This is a genomic window from Amycolatopsis sp. NPDC043889 (genome assembly GCF_056435645.1).
Genome location: NZ_JBWKEC010000017.1, coordinates 1 through 16,559, shown reverse-complemented (window position 1 = coordinate 16,559; position 16,559 = coordinate 1). Strand labels below are relative to the sequence as shown.

14 protein-coding genes are annotated in these 16,559 nt (G+C 68.4%); 7 read left to right on the top strand and 7 right to left on the bottom strand.

All coding sequences use genetic code 11. The features are described from left to right. Window positions 1-33: 33 nt before the first annotated feature. Complete coding sequence (locus AC0685_RS27215; protein WP_478228118.1) at window positions 34-3,105, top strand: GH92 family glycosyl hydrolase; 3,072 nt, start codon at window positions 34-36, stop codon at window positions 3,103-3,105. Continuing rightward, a complete protein-coding gene (locus AC0685_RS27210; protein ID WP_478228117.1) occupies window positions 3,102-5,234 on the top strand; it encodes an FUSC family protein in 2,133 nt (710 codons plus the stop codon). The genes AC0685_RS27215 and AC0685_RS27210 overlap by 4 nt, the downstream gene beginning before the upstream one ends. On the opposite strand, the gene AC0685_RS27205 is transcribed toward AC0685_RS27210, so the two are convergent. Continuing rightward, the gene (locus AC0685_RS27205) at window positions 5,182-5,826 is read right to left on the bottom strand and encodes a DUF4360 domain-containing protein (protein ID WP_478228116.1); all 645 of its coding nucleotides are present in this window, start codon (window positions 5,824-5,826) and stop codon (window positions 5,182-5,184) included. The two genes, AC0685_RS27210 and AC0685_RS27205, sit on opposite strands and share 53 nt — an antisense overlap. A gap of 196 nt (window positions 5,827-6,022) precedes the next feature. Further along, the gene (locus AC0685_RS27200) at window positions 6,023-6,664 is read right to left on the bottom strand and encodes a DUF4360 domain-containing protein (RefSeq protein WP_478228115.1); all 642 of its coding nucleotides are present in this window, start codon (window positions 6,662-6,664) and stop codon (window positions 6,023-6,025) included. Between the two features lie 439 nt (window positions 6,665-7,103). Between AC0685_RS27200 and AC0685_RS27195 the strand changes: the two genes are divergently transcribed. Then, window positions 7,104-8,093, top strand: coding sequence for a malate dehydrogenase (locus tag AC0685_RS27195; protein WP_478228114.1), 990 nt, complete (start codon window positions 7,104-7,106; stop codon window positions 8,091-8,093). A 13-nt stretch (window positions 8,094-8,106) separates the two neighbouring features. On the opposite strand, the gene AC0685_RS27190 is transcribed toward AC0685_RS27195, so the two are convergent. Continuing rightward, window positions 8,107-8,490, bottom strand: a complete 384-nt coding sequence (locus AC0685_RS27190) for a MerR family transcriptional regulator (RefSeq protein WP_478228113.1) — start codon at window positions 8,488-8,490, stop codon at window positions 8,107-8,109. Window positions 8,491-8,542: 52 nt separating this feature from the next. Between AC0685_RS27190 and AC0685_RS27185 the strand changes: the two genes are divergently transcribed. Continuing rightward, the gene (locus AC0685_RS27185; protein WP_478228112.1) at window positions 8,543-9,379 is read left to right on the top strand and encodes an NAD(P)-dependent oxidoreductase; all 837 of its coding nucleotides are present in this window, start codon (window positions 8,543-8,545) and stop codon (window positions 9,377-9,379) included. Here AC0685_RS27185 and AC0685_RS27180 read toward each other — a convergent pair. After that, entirely contained in the window at window positions 9,376-9,501 is a 126-nt protein-coding gene (locus tag AC0685_RS27180; RefSeq protein WP_478228111.1) for a helix-turn-helix domain-containing protein, read from the bottom strand. The genes AC0685_RS27185 and AC0685_RS27180 overlap by 4 nt on opposite strands. A 345-nt stretch (window positions 9,502-9,846) precedes the next feature. On the opposite strand from AC0685_RS27180, the gene AC0685_RS27175 reads away from it, so the two are divergent. After that, entirely contained in the window at window positions 9,847-12,294 is a 2,448-nt protein-coding gene (locus AC0685_RS27175) for a DUF6493 family protein (protein ID WP_478228110.1), read from the top strand. Here AC0685_RS27175 and AC0685_RS27170 read toward each other — a convergent pair. Next, window positions 12,277-12,678 (bottom strand): SWIM zinc finger family protein, encoded by a 402-nt coding sequence (locus AC0685_RS27170; protein WP_478228109.1) that lies wholly within the window; start codon window positions 12,676-12,678, stop codon window positions 12,277-12,279. The two genes, AC0685_RS27175 and AC0685_RS27170, sit on opposite strands and share 18 nt — an antisense overlap. Window positions 12,679-13,220: 542 nt before the next feature. Here AC0685_RS27170 and AC0685_RS27165 point away from each other — a divergent pair. Then, the gene (locus tag AC0685_RS27165) at window positions 13,221-13,424 is read left to right on the top strand and encodes a hypothetical protein (protein WP_478228108.1); all 204 of its coding nucleotides are present in this window, start codon (window positions 13,221-13,223) and stop codon (window positions 13,422-13,424) included. A gap of 101 nt (window positions 13,425-13,525) precedes the next feature. Here the strand turns inward: AC0685_RS27165 and AC0685_RS27160 are convergent, their stop codons facing one another. Beyond that, a complete protein-coding gene (locus tag AC0685_RS27160) occupies window positions 13,526-14,395 on the bottom strand; it encodes a TetR/AcrR family transcriptional regulator C-terminal domain-containing protein (RefSeq protein ID WP_478228107.1) in 870 nt (289 codons plus the stop codon). An 87-nt stretch (window positions 14,396-14,482) separates the two neighbouring features. On the opposite strand from AC0685_RS27160, the gene AC0685_RS27155 reads away from it, so the two are divergent. Next, window positions 14,483-16,282: a right-handed parallel beta-helix repeat-containing protein gene (locus tag AC0685_RS27155; protein ID WP_478228106.1), complete on the top strand. Its 1,800-nt coding sequence runs from the start codon at window positions 14,483-14,485 to the stop codon at window positions 16,280-16,282. Here the strand turns inward: AC0685_RS27155 and AC0685_RS27150 are convergent. Beyond that, the coding region (locus AC0685_RS27150; RefSeq protein ID WP_478228105.1) for a hypothetical protein at window positions 16,283-16,559 on the bottom strand (277 nt) is incomplete at its 5' end.

The following is a 16,559-nucleotide window of genomic DNA, read 5'->3' as shown; positions in this document are numbered from 1 at the left end:
GCCGCGCTCACGCGTCCGAGTTACGGTGGCCTGGTGACGATCACCGGGTTCTTCTCCTCCTTCGAAACGGGTGATCCGCAGCCGGTCGATCCGGCCCTGCGCGTCGGCACCGGCCCGGCTTCGTCGCCGACCGCGAAGACCGGCGTCGGCTTCACCGGCGCGCACGCCCTCCGCTACGAGAACACGCTGCGCGCGACCGTGTTCGAAGTGGACGTCGAGGTCACCGGCGACACCGAACTGTCCTATGTGGTCTTCCCCGAAGCGGGGACCGACTACCGCGGCACCTTCGTGGCGCTGGACGTCGAGTTCGCCGACGGCACATCGGCCGGGTTCAGCGCCACGGAGCAGGGGCTGGACAAGACGCTGTACGTGGACCAGTGGAATCTCGTGCGCCGCCGGCTGGGCGACTTCGCCGGACGGCGGATCGCCCGGGTCGCCCTGGTCAGCGAACCACCGGACGGCGAGAGCACGGGCTGGGTGGACGACGTCCGGATCGCCGAACGCGCGGTCGGGATCCGCGAGCCGGTCGACCACGTCCGCACCACCCGCGGCACACAGTCCAGCGACAAGTTCTCGCGCGGCAACAACTTCCCCGCGACCGCGGTCCCGCACGGCTTCAATTTCTGGTCCCCGGTCACCGACGCGGGCGCCACCAATTGGATCTACAGCTATCACCGGCACAACGACGCCGCGAACCGTCCGGCGCTGCAGGCGTTCGCGCTGTCGCATCAGCCGAGCCCGTGGATGGGCGACCGGCACACCTTCCAGGTGATGCCGGGGATCGGTCCGGTCGAGGCCGACCGGGTCCGGCGCGCGCTCGCGTTCTCCCATGACGACGAGGTCGACCGGCCGCATCACTACGGTGTCCGGTTCGCCAACGGCGTCACCACCGACATCGCACCGGCGGATCACGCGGCGCTGTTCCGCTTCACCTTCCCGGGTGATCGCGGCTGGCTGCTGTTCGACAACGCCCTCAACCGGGGCGGGTTGAGGCTCGACCCGGCGAACGGCGTGGTCACCGGCCACACCTGGGTGCGCAGCAGGTTGTCGGCCGGGGCGCGGCGGATGTTCGTGCACGCCGAGTTCGACGTCCCGGCCGAACGCGGAGGGAGGATCCGGCGTCCGGTGTGGCGCACGGTGACCGGTTTCCTGGAGTTCGCCGCGGGCGAGGTGACGATGCGGATCGCGACGTCGTTGCTCAGCCTCGCGCAGGCCAAGCGGAACCTCGATCAGGAGATCCCGGCAGGCACGAGCTTCGAGCAGGTCCGTGACCAGGCCCGCGCGCAGTGGGCCGAGGTGCTGGACCGGGTCGAGATCGAGGGCGCGACCGAGGACCAGCGCACCACGTTCTACTCCAACCTCTACCGGCTGTTCCTGTATCCGAACTCCGCGCACGAAGTCACCCCGAAGGGTGTCCGTCACGCGAGCCCGGTCATCCGCCGCCTCTGGCCCAGCACGCGCACCAGGACCGGCGCGAAGGTCGTGGACGGCGAGATGTACGTCAACAACGGCTTCTGGGACACCTACCGCACCACGTGGCCCGCGTATGCCCTGCTCACGCCCGGCCGGTGCGGGCGGATGATCGACGGGTTCGTCCAGCAGTACCGCGAAGGCGGCTGGATCTCGCGCTGGTCCTCCCCCGGTTACGCCAACCTCATGACCGGCACCAGTTCCGACGTGGCGTTCGCCGACGCGTACCTCAAAGGCGTGCGCGGGTTCGACGTCGAGGCCGCCTACGAAGCGGCGCTGAAGAACGCGACGGTGACGCCGCGCGGGCAGAGCGTCGGCCGCAAGGGCCTGCACGAGTCGATCTTCCTCGGCTTCACGCCGACGTCGGTCCACGAAGGGCTGTCGTGGGCACTGGAGGGCTGCATCAACGACTTCGGCCTGGCCAATTTCGCCGAAGCGCTCGGGCACCACGACGACGCCGCGTACTTCTGGCAGCGTTCGCAGCAGTACGCGAACCACTTCGACCCTCTGATCGGCTTCTTCCAGGGTCGCAACCGCGACGGCAGCCGCCATTTCGCCCCCGAGGGCTACCACCCCGAGGCATGGGGCGGCGACTTCACCGAGACGAACTCGTGGAACACCGCCTTTTCGGTACCCCACGACGGCGCCGGGCTCGCCGCGCTGCACGGCGGCACCGAAGCGCTGGAGTCCAAACTGGACACTTTCTTCGCGACCCCGGAGACCGGACTCAAACCCGGCTCCTACGGCGGGCTGATCCACGAGATGACCGAGGCCCGCGACGTCCGGATGGGACAGTACGGACATTCCAACCAGCCGTCCCATCACATCCCCTGGATCTACCACTACGCGGGCGCGCCCTCGAAGACGCAGCGGATCGTGCGGGAGGTCCTGCGGCGGCTCTACGTCGGAAGCGACCTCGGCCAGGGCTATCCGGGCGACGAGGACAACGGCGAGATGTCCGCTTGGTACGTCTTCGCCGCGCTCGGGTTCTATCCGCTGGCGATGGGCAGCCCCGAGTACGTGATCGGCGCACCGTTGTTCACGAAGGCGACCGTCCACCTGGAGAACGGGAAGGACCTGGTCATCGAGGCGCCCGGCAACACCGGCGACACCGTGTACGTCCAAGGGCTCACGATCGACGGACGTCCGCACGACAGCAGCTCGCTCCCGCATTCCACGCTGGCCGAGGGCGCCGTGCTGCGGTTCACGATGGGCGAGCAGCCGTCGGACTGGGGCCGCTCCCCAGCCGAGCCCGCCGACCCGCGGCCGCTCACGGACATCACGATGGCCGGCGGTCCCCTGTTCGACGACACCACCAAGACCGAGGTCACCTTCCCCGAGCGCGAACCGGTCATCGAGTTCCCAGTCGAGAACGGGTCGCGGGAGGTGGTGATGTACACGCTGACCTCGGGCAGCCGCGGGGGCGATCCGCGTTCGTGGGTGCTGGAGGGATCCGACGACGGCGAGCACTGGACGCTGCTGGACCAGCGTGAAGGCGAGAAGTTCCGTTGGCGCCGCCAGACGCGGCCGTTCGCCCTCGCCGGGACGGCGAGGTACGCCCGATACCGTCTTCGCGTCACCTCGTCCACCGCCCGGCGGGTCACCCTCGCCCAAGGAGAGCTGCTCGCCCGATGATCACCCGCATCACCCAGGCCACGACCGACCGTCTGGTCGCCTCCGATCCGGGCCTGGTCCGGCTCCGGCTCGGCTTCTCGGCCGTCCTCAGCATCGTCGTCGCGGTGCTGGCGATCCTGCCGTTCCACCAGCCGCTCACGGTCATCCTCGTCGCAGCGATCGCGGGGATGACGTCAGCCTTCACCGTCAACGACGCGACCCCGGGCCAGCAGGCGGTGACGCTGGTGCTGGGGCTGGTATTCGGTGCGGCGTCGCTCACGGCGGCGAGCGTGGGCTCGGCGGTGCCGCCACTGGACAGTGTCGTGTTCGTCCTGCTGATCTTCGTCGCGGTCTACGCCCAGCGGTTCGGCTCGCGTGGGATCGCGCTGGGCTCGCTGTCGTTCTTCCTGTTCTTCTTCGCGATGTTCCTGCAGACGCATTTGAAGCAGGTCCCGGCGCTGCTGCTGGCGCTGACCATCGGGATCGCGGCCAACGCGGTCGTCCGGTTCGTCCTGGTACGCAGGCACACCGACGCGGAGTTCCTCCGGATCCGGCGGGCGTTCCGGGCCCGGCTCGCCGCGGTGGTGCGCGCGGCCGAAGACCACCTCGCCGTGGGCGGCAGCGAACGCACCCGCAAACGGCTCCGCAGGACGAACGCCCGCATGCACGAGTCCGTCCTGCTCATCGAGGACACCGCGCCGGAGGTGATCGGCGCGGACTCGGTGAACCGGCTCCGCCGCCGGGCGATCGAGGTCGAGCTGGCGGTGCAGTGGCTCACGATCACGGTGCAGCGCACCTGCGCCGAAGACCTCGACGAGGACGTCCGCGACGATCTGATCGCCCGGATGCGGCGCTTCCGGTCGCTGATCGAGCGCGACCCGCGAGAGTTGCCGCTGATCAGCGAGACCGAAGAGTTCAGTAAGATGCTGGTGGAAGGCAGCCGGATCGACGAGCACGCCGCGCCCGGTGACGGCGTCCGCCGCGCGCTCGCCGAACTCGCGCTGGCCGACGTGCGCGCACAGCGGGTGGCCGAGCACGACGTCTCCGACGCCGCCGACGATCCCGAAGACCCCGAGGAGGAGAAGTCGTCGGCGTTCGCCTACGACAACCAGACGCGCAGCGCCATCCAGGCCGTGGTGGGCGGCGGTCTGGCCGTGCTCGGCGGAGAGCTTGTGTCGAGCCAGCGGTGGTACTGGGCGGTGCTGACCGTGTTCGTGGTGTTCATCGGCTCGTCGACCGCGGGGGCGACGTTCGTCAAGGGTGTCCGGCGGCTCGGCGGCACGCTGATCGGGATCGTGGGCGGGCTGGTGCTGACGCTGCTGGTGTCGGGCAGTGTGCCGGCGACGCTGGCGTTGATCCTGGTGTGCGTGTTCGGCATGGTCTACATGGCGCGGGTGTCGCAGGTGATCATGGCGTTCTTCATCACCAGCATGCTCGGGCTGCTGTACAGCCTGCTGGGGACGTTCAGCCTCGAGGTGCTGTGGATCCGGGTCGCGGAGACCGCCGTGGGCGCGGCGGCCGGGGTGCTGGCGGCGGTGGTGATCGTGCCGGTGCGCACGCGGGCGGTGATGCTGGACGACGTCTCGGCGTTGCTGGAGGAGCTGGACGAGTTCGTCGAGAAGGCCGCGGGCCTGCTGTCCGGCGCGGAGAACGTGAGCGTCATCGAGAAGTCGCGTGATCTGGACCGGGCGGTGGACAAGGTCCGCACGACGATCGAGCCGCTCACCCATCCGGTGAATCTCAGCAGCCGCCGTGACTACGGCTGGCACGTGCTCACCACGGTGGAGGCGATCGCCTTCCACTCCCGCCACGTCGCCGCGCGGTCGCAGCCGGGGCTGCTGCTCAACGAGGCGGACCGGCTGCTGCTGTACACCGGGCGGATCCGGGAGAACACCGCGGTGCTGAGGAAGGCGATCGGTGATCCCGGCGGTTCGGGGCACGGGACGCTGATCCGGGACGACGGTACGCCGGTGGCGGACCGGATCGACGATCCGCGGGCGCGTTCGGTGCTCACCAGTCTCGGGCATCTCGACGAGACGGTGATCGCGCTGGGCCGCGCGTTCGGGATCGAGGCCACGGATCCGGAGCCGTCAGGAATCAGCTCTTCGGCTTGGGACAGTTCTTCCACGAGAAGTGGTACGTGGTCTTGATGGAGCCGTCGGTCGAGTCCATCGTCACGAAGCTGGTGGTCTTCTTCGGATCGGAAGTGCCGACCGCGGCCCGCAGTTCCGTGTTGATGTTGAAGTTCCGGTCCTCGCCGCAGGGTTTGTAGACGATGGCGCCGATTTCGATGTTGTCGGTGAACTGCCAGTTGTCCTCGAACGGGCCTTTGAGGCTGTGGGTCACATAGGACGTCGGGGAATTGCCCTGGAAGTAGTAGTTGGCCCGTTCCAGCCCGGTGGCTCCCGCGGCCAAGGAGGCGAACCCGCGGTAATCCGTGCCCGCGATGCCGTAGGTGAATCCCTGCGGCACGTGGACATACAGGTTGAGCTGGCAGTTCTTGCGCAGATCGGTCGGTTTCGCGCCGACGCCGACCTGGGCGGTGTATTCGCTGTAGGTGACGGTGAACGCGGTGTTGTCCGGCGAGACGGAAATGGCGGCCGTACCCGGTTTACATCCGGTCCCGTTGACGTTCACGACGTCGATGACTATCTTGTCGGACGGCAACGGGGGCGGCACCCAGGCGTTCGGAGTGACGACCGAAGAGAGCAGCGTTACGGCAGCGACCAGCGCGTTGAGCATGGGATCCTCCCAAGAACGGTTTCGGTCACCGGACGGGGGTGACCGCCGAAAATGAGGTCGTCGAGAAGGCTCGTCGCCGCCGAGCGGGCGGCGACGAGCGGTGAAGCCCTCGTGCAGGGCAGCCAAGACCCTGACCGGCATGGGTGGGACGGCCTTCTTCCGCACCGGGAAGCAGGCCGTCACCCGGAAACAGCTGTCAGGACTTCGGGCAGGTCTTCCACGAGAAGTGGTAGGTGGTCTTGAACGCGCCGTCGGTCGAATCCATCGTGATGAAACTGGTGGTCTTCTTCGGATCCGACGAACCGGCACCGACCCTCAGTTCCGTGTTCACGTTGAGGTTCCGGTCCTCACCGCACGGCTTGTAGATGATGACACCACCTTCGGCCTCGTCACGGAATTGCCAGTTGTCCGAAATCGGCCCGTTGACGGGATGATTGACGTGCGCGGTCGGGGAATTCCCCTGGAAGTAGTAATTCGCCCGCTGCAGCGCCTTGGCGCCGGATTCGAGATGGGCGAAACCGCGGTAATCGGCACTGGCGATGCCGTAGGTGAATCCCTGCGGAACGTGGATGTTGAGGTTGAGCTGGCAGTTCTTCCTGAAGTCGGTGGGCTTCGCGCCGACGCCGATCTGGGCGGTGTATTCGCTGTAGGTGACGGTGAACGCGGTGTTGTCCTTGGCGACGGCGACCGCGGACGAACCCGGCGGACATCCGGAGCCGTTGACGGTGACGACGTCGATGACGACGCGATCGGGCGGCGGTCCCGGCGGCGGGGACATGCTGTTCGGTGTTATTATCGACGAAAAAAGCGACACGGCGGCGACCATTGTATTGAGCATGAGGTCCTTCCCGAAAACTTCCACACGGGGGGCGGGGAACTGGGCGGACCCATGTTAGCGAAACGATCTTCACGATGCCGTCCGCCGATCGGACGCAAACGTCCCGGCAATCGGTTCATGAAATGAAATCATGGCCTGTAACCGTTTTCCGGATTCAACGGAAACACCGCCGGACCGGGAAAACACCATTCACTTCGCACGATATGAAAAAGGCTTTCGCGGGTTCGCCGTTGACGATCCCGGAGAGACAGGCTTTCCGTACCGCACACGGACCTCCCTCCCCACGCGGCGCAGCGCGTGAGCCGGGTCACCCGGCGGTGTGATGCGGCCGCGGACCGCATCGATCAAGAAAACAGTGACTGGACGCACCCGAACGGCGACTCGGGACAGGACTAGCATCGCGGTACAAGTCGATGTCGCCTCAAGCTGGAGAACCGCAATGACCCAAGCCCCTGTCAACGTCACCGTCACCGGTGCGGCCGGCCAGATCGGCTACGCGCTGCTCTTCCGCATCGCGTCCGGTCAGCTGCTCGGCCCGGACACCCCGGTGAAGCTGCGGCTCCTGGAGATCCCGCAGGCGGTCAAGGCGGCTGAGGGCACCGCGATGGAACTCGAAGACGGCGCGTTCCCGCTGCTGTCGGGCATCGACATCTTCGACGACCCGAAGCAGGCCTTCGAAGGTGCGAACGTCGCCCTGCTCGTCGGCGCCCGTCCCCGTGCGAAGGGCATGGAGCGCGGCGACCTGCTCGAGGCCAACGGTGGCATCTTCAAGCCGCAGGGTGAGGCCATCAACGCCGGCGCGGCGAGCGACATCAAGGTCCTCGTGGTCGGCAACCCGGCCAACACCAACGCCCTCATCGCACAGGCACACGCACCCGACGTCCCGGCCGAGCGGTTCACCGCGATGACCCGCCTCGACCACAACCGCGCCCTCGCGCAGCTGTCGAAGAAGCTGGGCGTGCCGGTGACCGAGCTGAAGAAGGTCGCGATCTGGGGCAACCACTCCGCGACCCAGTATCCGTCGATCGCGCACGCCGAGGTGGCCGGCAAGCCCGCGACCGAGGTCATCACCGACCAGGCGTGGCTGACCGACGACTTCATCCCGACCGTCGCCAAGCGCGGCGCGGCGATCATCGAGGCCCGCGGCCTGTCCTCCGCGGCGTCGGCCGCCTCCGCCGCGATCGACCACGTCTACACCTGGGTCAACGGCACCCCCGAAGGTGACTGGACCTCGGCGGCCGTCGTATCCGACGGCTCCTACGGAGTCCCGGAGGGCCTGATCTCCTCGTTCCCGGTCACCGCCGCGAACGGCGAGTACAAGATCGTCCAGGGCCTGGAGATCGACGACTTCTCGCGTGCCCGCATCGACGCTTCGGTCAACGAGCTGGCCGAAGAGCGCGACGCGGTGAAGAAGCTCGGCCTCATCTGAGCCTGAACCACCTTCACGAAGGCGGCCGCGTCCCCCGGGACGCGGCCGCCTTTTCGCTGCCGATGATCGTGTCGAGGTTCGCGCGGGTGGTCTCCAGCTCACCGATCGCCTCGTCGATCCGGTCGCGCTGCCGCCGCAGCGCCTCCACCAGTTCCGGGCAATCCGGCGTCAACCAGCCGTCCTCGTCGACGATGCAGGGCAGGATCTCCAGGATCTGCGCGGTATTCAGCCCGGCCGCCAGCAGGATCCTGATCCGCCGCACCGCCGCCACGTCGGCGTCGCCGTACACCCGGTAGCCGCTCGGCCGCCGCTCCGGGGTGAGCAGGCCCTGCTCCTCGTAATACCGCAGCGCGCGCTCGCTGACACCGGTCCGCCGCGCGAGCTCCCCGATCCGCATCCGCACTCCCGACTTGACTCTCACGTCAATGTCAAGGTTTAGCTTAGCCGCCATGACCACCGTGACCGTCCTCGGACTCGGCCCCATGGGCCACGCCCTCGCCGCCGCGTTCACCGCCGCCGACCACCCCACCACCGTCTGGAACCGCACTCCTGGCAAGGAAAACGGCCTCGACGCCACCGTCGCCGCCACTGCCGCCGAAGCGCTCACCGCCAGCCCGCTCGTGATCGTCTGCGTGCGTGACTACGCCGTGGCGCAGTCGATCCTCGACGCCGACGCGCTCAAGGGCCGCACGCTCGTGAACCTCAGCGGCGGATCACCACGGCAGGCCCGCACAATGGCGGCCTGGACCGCCGAACACGGCATCGACTACCTCGACGGCGTGATCATGGCCACCACCGACGCGATCGGCGGCCCGGACGCGGCCCTGTTCTTCAGCGGCCCCGCCGACGTCTACGAAACACACCGGCCCACACTGGCCGCCCTCGGCGAGAACGCGCTGCACGTCGGCGACTCACCCGGCCACGCCGCAGCGTTCGACGCATCCCTGCAGGACATGCTCTGGACCTCCATGAGCGGAGTGATCCACATGCTCGCGCTCGCCAAGGCGGAGAACATCGGCGCCACCGACATCGCCGCACACGCCAAGGCACTGCTCGGCTTCTTCCCCGCCATGATCGACCTGCTCGCCGAACAGGTCGCCACCGAGAACTACTCCGGCGACGCCGGCACCCTCGAATCCACCGCCGCGACGATGGACCACGTCCTCGACGCGATCCGCGCGCAAGGCCTCGACAACGGAGTCCTCACCGCGGCACGAGCCCAAGTCCGGCACGCGATCGACGCGGGCCACGGCTCCGACGGCTTCGCCAGGCTCGCCGCCCTCTAAGAGCGGAACTGCCGCGCCTTGATCCCGTACTGGCCCATCTTCCGGTACAGCGTCGCCCGGCCCATCCCGAGCTTCTCCGCCGCACCGACCACAGTGGACCCCGGCTCGGCGAGACACCGCACGATCGCGACGCCGCCTCCCGCGCCACCCGGCGCAACTGCTTGGCGTTCTCCGGCCAGTCGAAGAAACCGAGGTCACCGTCCACCTGAGGCTCCCGACGTCGTTCTGCTCGCCCAACTTCGCCTACCTCATGGCCTCCGACGCCAAAGACGTCCTCACCGCGCTCGACGACCTCGACGCCGGACGCATCCGCGGCCGCGCGATCCTCGTCCCCTGAGGTGCTCGGTCCGTGAAGGACCCCTTCCCTCGGCTCAGCCGAAGAAACTCGACCTTCACACCTTCCCAAGTACCTCGTGAGTGGCGAGGACGGTTAGAACCGTCCTCGCCACTCACGACACAATGAGCCCGTGCACCTCGACGCGCTCCTCACCGGCCAGCCCTCGGAAGTCCTCACCCGGACCCTCGAGCTCTCCCACGCCGAGCGGAAAGCCCTCCTCCCCGAACTCCTGGCCGCCTTCAAGGACAGCAGCCAGTTCGTCGAGGTCAAGCCCAACACCTACGGCGCCCGCAACCCGCTCAGGGGTCAGCAAGCCGCGACCGCCCTCTGGGCCATCCTCCCCGCCGGCGACCCCCTGCTCCGCAAGCTCTGGATCGCCTCACCCACGATCCTCGAACGCGTCCTGCAGGACCGATCACTCACCGAGCGCAAGACGATCGCACTGCGCATGATCGGCCACCACACCGCCTGGGAAGCCATCCGCCGCATGATCCTCGACGGCGACCTCGAACCCATCCGGACACCGGAGTACCACGCCGGCTGGTTCCGCTGGGCCGGACGCTTCGGCGGGAAACCACTGGCCGAACGGCTCCGGACCGAACCCGAAGCCCTCACCGAAATCTGGGAACTGCTCACGATCGAAGGCAACGGCGACGGCAGCTTCGCCGCCTTCGACAAGTACGTCCGCGACGAGGACAAATGGTCCACCGCGCTGCTCGAACTCACCGAAACCGGCGAACTCGACCGCACCCGGCTCCTCGACCTCACCCTCGACATCCTCGCCCGCGACTTCGCCGCCTTCCGCGCCCAGTGGTACACCGCGCTCCACGAAGCGCTCGCCCCCACTCCGAACGAACGCACAGCGGCTCAGCACCGCTATGCCCGGCTGTGCGGAAGCGGCCTCCCACGCACCGTCTCCTTCGCCGTCAAAGCACTGTCCCTTGTGGATAAACAAGGCACGCTGGACGACGAAGTCGCACTCCAGCACCTCCCCGCCGCAGCCGCCGGACGCGGCGCCGCCACCGCCAAACTCGCACTCAAACTCACCGGCCGCATCGCCGACCGACGCCCCGAACTCACCGACCTCGCCAACGAGGTCTTCGAAGCGGCACTCACCCATGACGCCTCCGACGTCCGCGCCATCGCCACCGCCCGGCTCGGTGTCACCCCTGACGCGGCACCCGTCATCGAGACCACCGAGTACGCGGAACCCACCCGAACACCGTGGGACCAGCGCAGGACGCTGACCGTCCCGCTCGAAATCCCCGACACCCCGGCCGCGGTCGCCGAAGCCCTTTCGTCCCTGCTCGCCGACCCCGACCAGGCCGACCTCCTCCTGGCCGCCCTCGACGGCGCCCACCGTGTCGCCGGCGAACTCCGGGACGCCCTCAAACCGCTGGTGAAACGCGCCGCCCGGATCGCCGACCAGAAGTACAGCGCGGCCGTACCGAAGATGATCGCCACCCTCATCCTCGGCCTCACCGGACGCGACGTCGCCCCTCCGCCGAAGGTCGACGGCTGGCGCCGCCCCCTCCACCACCGGGTCACCGCCCTCCTCGAAGGCACCGCCGTCCCCGTCTCCGCCGCCACCCACCAAGGCGGCTGGCTCGACCCCGTCGCCTTCGTCGCCCGCATGCTCGAACACCCCGACGCGGCAGAAGACGACGTCGCCGACGCACTCCTCCGGCTCGCCCCCGACACGAGACCCGCAGCCCTCGCGCTCGCCGCGGATCTCACCGGGCCGCACGCCGACACCATTCGCTATGCCCTCGGCGGACCGGCCATCGACGACACGGGCTGGACCGCCCTCGCCGCCGCCCGCGCCCGGCACCCCGAATCCGCCGACCCCGCCGCCGCACTCCGCGGCGAACCCGGACCGGCCATCACCTGGACGGCGAAAGCCGGCCTGACCCACTACGGCTCGAACACACTGAACGTCGAACAAACCCCGGAACCCGTCTCACCGGGCGCTCCCTGGCTGGGCATCCCCTTCGACGGCCGGGCCCCCGAGTGGCTCGGCTTCACCGAATGCCACGAAGCGGTCTCGTCCCCGTATGACCGCGACCACCTCGAAGCCACGGTCGCCGGAAACCTGTACTTCAACGACATCGAAGTCGGCTATCCCGTGGAGCAGGCCGCGCTGCCCCCGTTCCTCGACAGCCCCTCGGTACCGGGCCTCCCCGGCACGACGCTCCTCGCCACCACCCTCGCGCTGAAACGCCCCGCCGCCGTCCAACTCGGCACGGACGCCGTGCTCACCCTGCTGGACCGGCGGATGCTCGGCCCCCGCGCGCTCGGCGAGGCGCTGGGCGTACTCGGCTCGCAGCTCATCATCACGCGACTGGCACCCCGGCTCGCGGTGATCGCGAACGAACACCCGATCGCCGTTCTGTCCACACTCGACACTTTGCTGCCGAAGCTGGCGCCCTCCCACCGCGGCATCTTCGCGCTGCTGGAGCTCGCCGCGGACCTCGTGGACCGCGGAGCGGGCACGATCAGCGCCGAAACGAAGGAATGGCTCGCAGGCTTCAAGGGCGGTTCGAAAGCGGCGAAGGCGGCGTCACGACTCAGCGGCTGACATCCGGGCCGCCAGCACATGTGAACACGGCCCTCGGTTCTCCTGATGCTTGGCCCACCACGCACACGTGCACCCGGCGGGCGAAAGCCGGACACGCTGCACCGAGCCGGCACGGGTGATCTCGTAGCCACCGTCCGGCAACATACGGACGGCTCCGGCGGCGAGAAGCTCCTGGGCTTTCGCCAGCCGGCCGTTCGCCGGAGCGGCCCCGCTCGGGAGCTCGCGCGGGAACCACATGCCGTCGACGACGTCGTGTCCGGCGCGACCCGCGACGAGTTCCGGCGCTTCGAGCCCCGCCGCCAGCGCGTTCAGCCAGCCGCCTTCGCCCGAGAAACCGCGGGACGGCTCCGGGGACAGCGTGATGACGAGCCGCGCTCGCTCCAACCGAAGCACCCAAGTCGCGACCTCGCTGTCCGGTCGCGTGTAGACGGTCAGTCCCTGGACGAACCGGATGAGCGGCTCGACGATCCCGCAACCGATGGAGCCCGGTCGCCGGGATCGAGTCCCGGCCCGGCCGTGACGTCAGCCGGAGCCCACGGCCCGACGCCACCGCCCAAGACTTGCCAACCGAAGTGGGGAGCCTCCGCAGGAAGTTCCGTGCCTCCGCCTTGTCCAGCTCCGCCTTCTCGACCGCTCCCGCCGTGACAGCGGCGACCTCGGCGAACCCCGACACCCAGCGATCCGGCAGCGGCACCACGGACTCGTCGTTCTGCCCGTCGAGAGTGCGAAGGCGGACCCCCTCACCACGAACGGTCAGGTGTAACGGATCCTGGGCCACGACCCCGGCCAGAACGGTCCGCGTCGCCTCGGACAGGTCCACATTGGTGCAACCCTCACCGAGATCACCCGCCTCCAGCAGATCGAGCCTGGCGTAGACGCCGCAGCATGGCGAGAAAGCCTCCGCTCGCAGCGTCGTCCGGTCCGCGGTGAAGACCGGATCGGATTCGGCGATCAACCGCTTCACCATGGACGGCGGCATCCAGAACCGGGTGCGGGCGACCTTCCCCAGCACGAGCAGCGCCTGGGCCGCCTGTGCTCCAGGTTCCAAGAAACCCTGGAAGAGCACGGACGTCGAGGCGTCCTCCTCCAACTGCTCCAGCAAGACCTCGGTGATCACCGGGCAACCCTAGCCAGGGCCCCCGACAGTCTTTGCGGGTTTTGTCGTCGGCTTAAAGTTGATCTTGTCAATTGCCCGACTGAATAGGTCGTTATACACTTTGAATCGACCGAATCAGTCCGACTGAGCCTGACGACGCCGATAGGCGCGTTGCTGACACGCCCTCGAGCAGTAGTCCCGCGGCCTGCCCCGCCCTCCCCCATCCAGCGGCTTACCGCAGACGACGCACTCCCCTCCCCCAGTTTCGTCACTGATTACCTCACTCCCCTGGCTTTGGATGAGCGCCTCGACACCATCGAGGGTCCGCCGCAGCCCGAATTCGAAGGTGTCCAGCGGAGCATCCATTCCCCCGGCCTTCCACAGCCGCTCCAGTGCCGGATAGCGGTCCAGGCGCTCGAAGAGGGACTCGCGTTCGCTCCACCAGCCCTCATGGGTCACCCCCGTGCGCCGCTGGAGCTCCGCGGCCTCCCCCGCCTGACGCGCGGCCGACTCGACGAATCCGCCCACCAGGTTCACCACCGCGATCACCTCCGCCGGCGCCAAACCGCTACGCGAAGCCACGTCCAGCGCGTGGTCGTAGCCGGCCATGATGTTCGGCCCCGGGAGGCGGCGGGACCCGGAGCTGCGAACCAGCCACGGATGCCGGTGGTACATCTCCCAGGCCCGCCGCGCCCAGCGTTCGAGGCCCGCTCGCCAGCCGAGCCCGTTCGAAGCCCCCATCGGGAACTCGCCGTACACCGCGTCACGCATCAGTTCCACCAGTTCCGCCTTGCCGGGGACGTACCGGTAGAGCGACATGGTGGTGGTACCGAACCGTTCCGCGACCTTGCGCATCGACAGCGAGGCAAGCCCTTCGGCGTCCGCGACCTCGACGGCCGCCGCGACGATCCGGCCGAGGCTCAACCCGGGCCGCTCCGGCTCGGACGTTCCCCACAGCAGTTCGATCGCGCGCTCCGGATCCGGCTGCGTGTCGTCTTTCGCCACCGCTACTCCCTTGACGCTCTTCACTCGCTCGTGTTTAGCTGATAAACCTCAGTATATCCCATATACTTCCCGCAGGAGCGCTTCAGCATGCCCGAAATCAGGTTCTTCGTATCCCCGGACGGCAGAGACGACTGGCCCGGCACCGCCGAACAGCCGTTCGTCAGCCCGAAAGCCGCGCAGGTGGCCATCCGTGCCGCGACGGCCGCCATGACCGGCGACGTCATCGTCTCTTTCGCGGCAGGCGTCCACCGCCTGGACGAACCCCTTGTCTTCACTGACACACAGGGTGATTCCGGGTCGAACGGCTTCCGCGTGATCCTCCAGGCACACGGTTACGGAACAGCCGACCAGGCCGAGGTCGAACTGAGCGGCGGCCGCGAGATCACCAGCTGGACGACGGGCGACGACGGCGTCTGGACCGCGCCGATCGGCGACCTGGCGCCACGACAGCTCACCGTCGACGGCAAACCCGCGGCACGAGCGGCCCGCACGGACGGACTCCCGGGAAACGTGACGAAAACAGCGACAGGTTACGTCACGGACGGCACGGAGCCTCAGGCGTGGCCGGACCCCTCCGGGCTGGAGTTCGTGTATCCGGGCGTCTACCCGTGGTCCGAAGCCCGGCTCGCGGTCGCGTCGATCTCCGGTGACGCCTCCTCGACCGCGATCACCATGGCTCAGCCCGCTTTCGACCATGCCAAATCCCTCTACGACGCCAAGTGGTACGGCGCCGGTGGCGACGGCTCCTGGGACGGCCTCGCCGCACCGTCCACGCTCGAGAACAACGTGGCTTTCCTGACCGAACCGGGAACATTCGCCGTCAGCCGCATCGACACAGGCGAGCACGTCCTGCATTACCGTCCTCGTCCCGGAGAGGAGATCGGCGAGACCAGCGTCGTCGCTCCGGTGCTCGAGACGCTCATCAGCGGACGAGGTGTGCACGACCTCGTGCTGCGCGGCTTCACCTTTACCGACGCGACCTGGTCCGGTCCTGCCCGCACCGGCGGCTACCTGCACTATCACGGCAACGCACGCTACGAGCGGGGTGACTTCCAGAAGATCGACCTCGGCGCGGACGTGGGCTATGTCCACGTGCCCGCCGAGCCGGTCCAGTTGCCCGCCAACGTCAGCCTCACGTCGGTCAGCCGGGTCTCCCTGGAGGACAACCATTTCACCCGGCTCGGCGCGGGAGGACTGCTGATCGAGGACGCCACCGACGTGCGGATCCGGGCGAACGTCTTCGACGAGATCTCGGGCAGCGGGATCGCCGTCCACATGAGCACCCGGGTCGCGGTCGAAGACAACCTCGTCCACCACATCGGCACCGAGTACCGCGGTTCGTCCGCCGTCCTCGTGGTCGAGTCGGCGGAGACCATCGTGGCACACAACGAGATCCACGACGTCCCGCACAACGGCATCGTGATCACCGGCGGTGAGCGCGCCAAGGGCACGCAGGTGATCTCGAACCTCGTCGAGCGCAGTTTGGGGAAGCTCATGGACGGCGGCGGGATCTACCTGTCGGCCCCACAGGGCTCGTCGTTCGCCGGTGGGGCGCTGGTCCGCGGCAACGTCATCCGCGACGTCCTCACCTCGTACAACTTCGGCCTCTACACCGACTACGGCGCGGCGTGGATCACCGTTCTCGGCAACATCGTCCACCGGGCCGACACCCCGATCGTGCTCCAGGTGGGACCGCCGATGGAGCACGTCGCCTTCGTCGGCAACTTCTGGGATGCCCTGCCCGACGGCTACGACACCCCACCCGAGACGGTGACCGTGGCCGGGAACACGGTGCTGCCCAAGGAGAGTTTCGACGAGGCCGTCCGGGCGGACCCGGCGGGCGCGGACATCCTCGCGCGGGCGGGCCGCCGCGGTCTGGAACGATGATCACCGCTCCTGCCGGGCACGAGTCCGGCAGGAGCCGCTCCGGCCACGATTCCCGAGGAGACCACGCGCGATGCCGACGCAGACCACGGAAGCCCCCGGGACCCGCCGACGTCTCGCGCGGATCGCGACCGAGGTGCTCGCTCCTTGGGTCTGGGTGCTCGGTCTCCCGCTGATCGTCGCCTGGATCTTGACCAGATCCGGGACGAAGGACCTCATCGGACCGCCCTCCCACCCGCGGGGGAAGGTGGCGGTGAGGCGTCGGTGCCGGTGGTCGTGA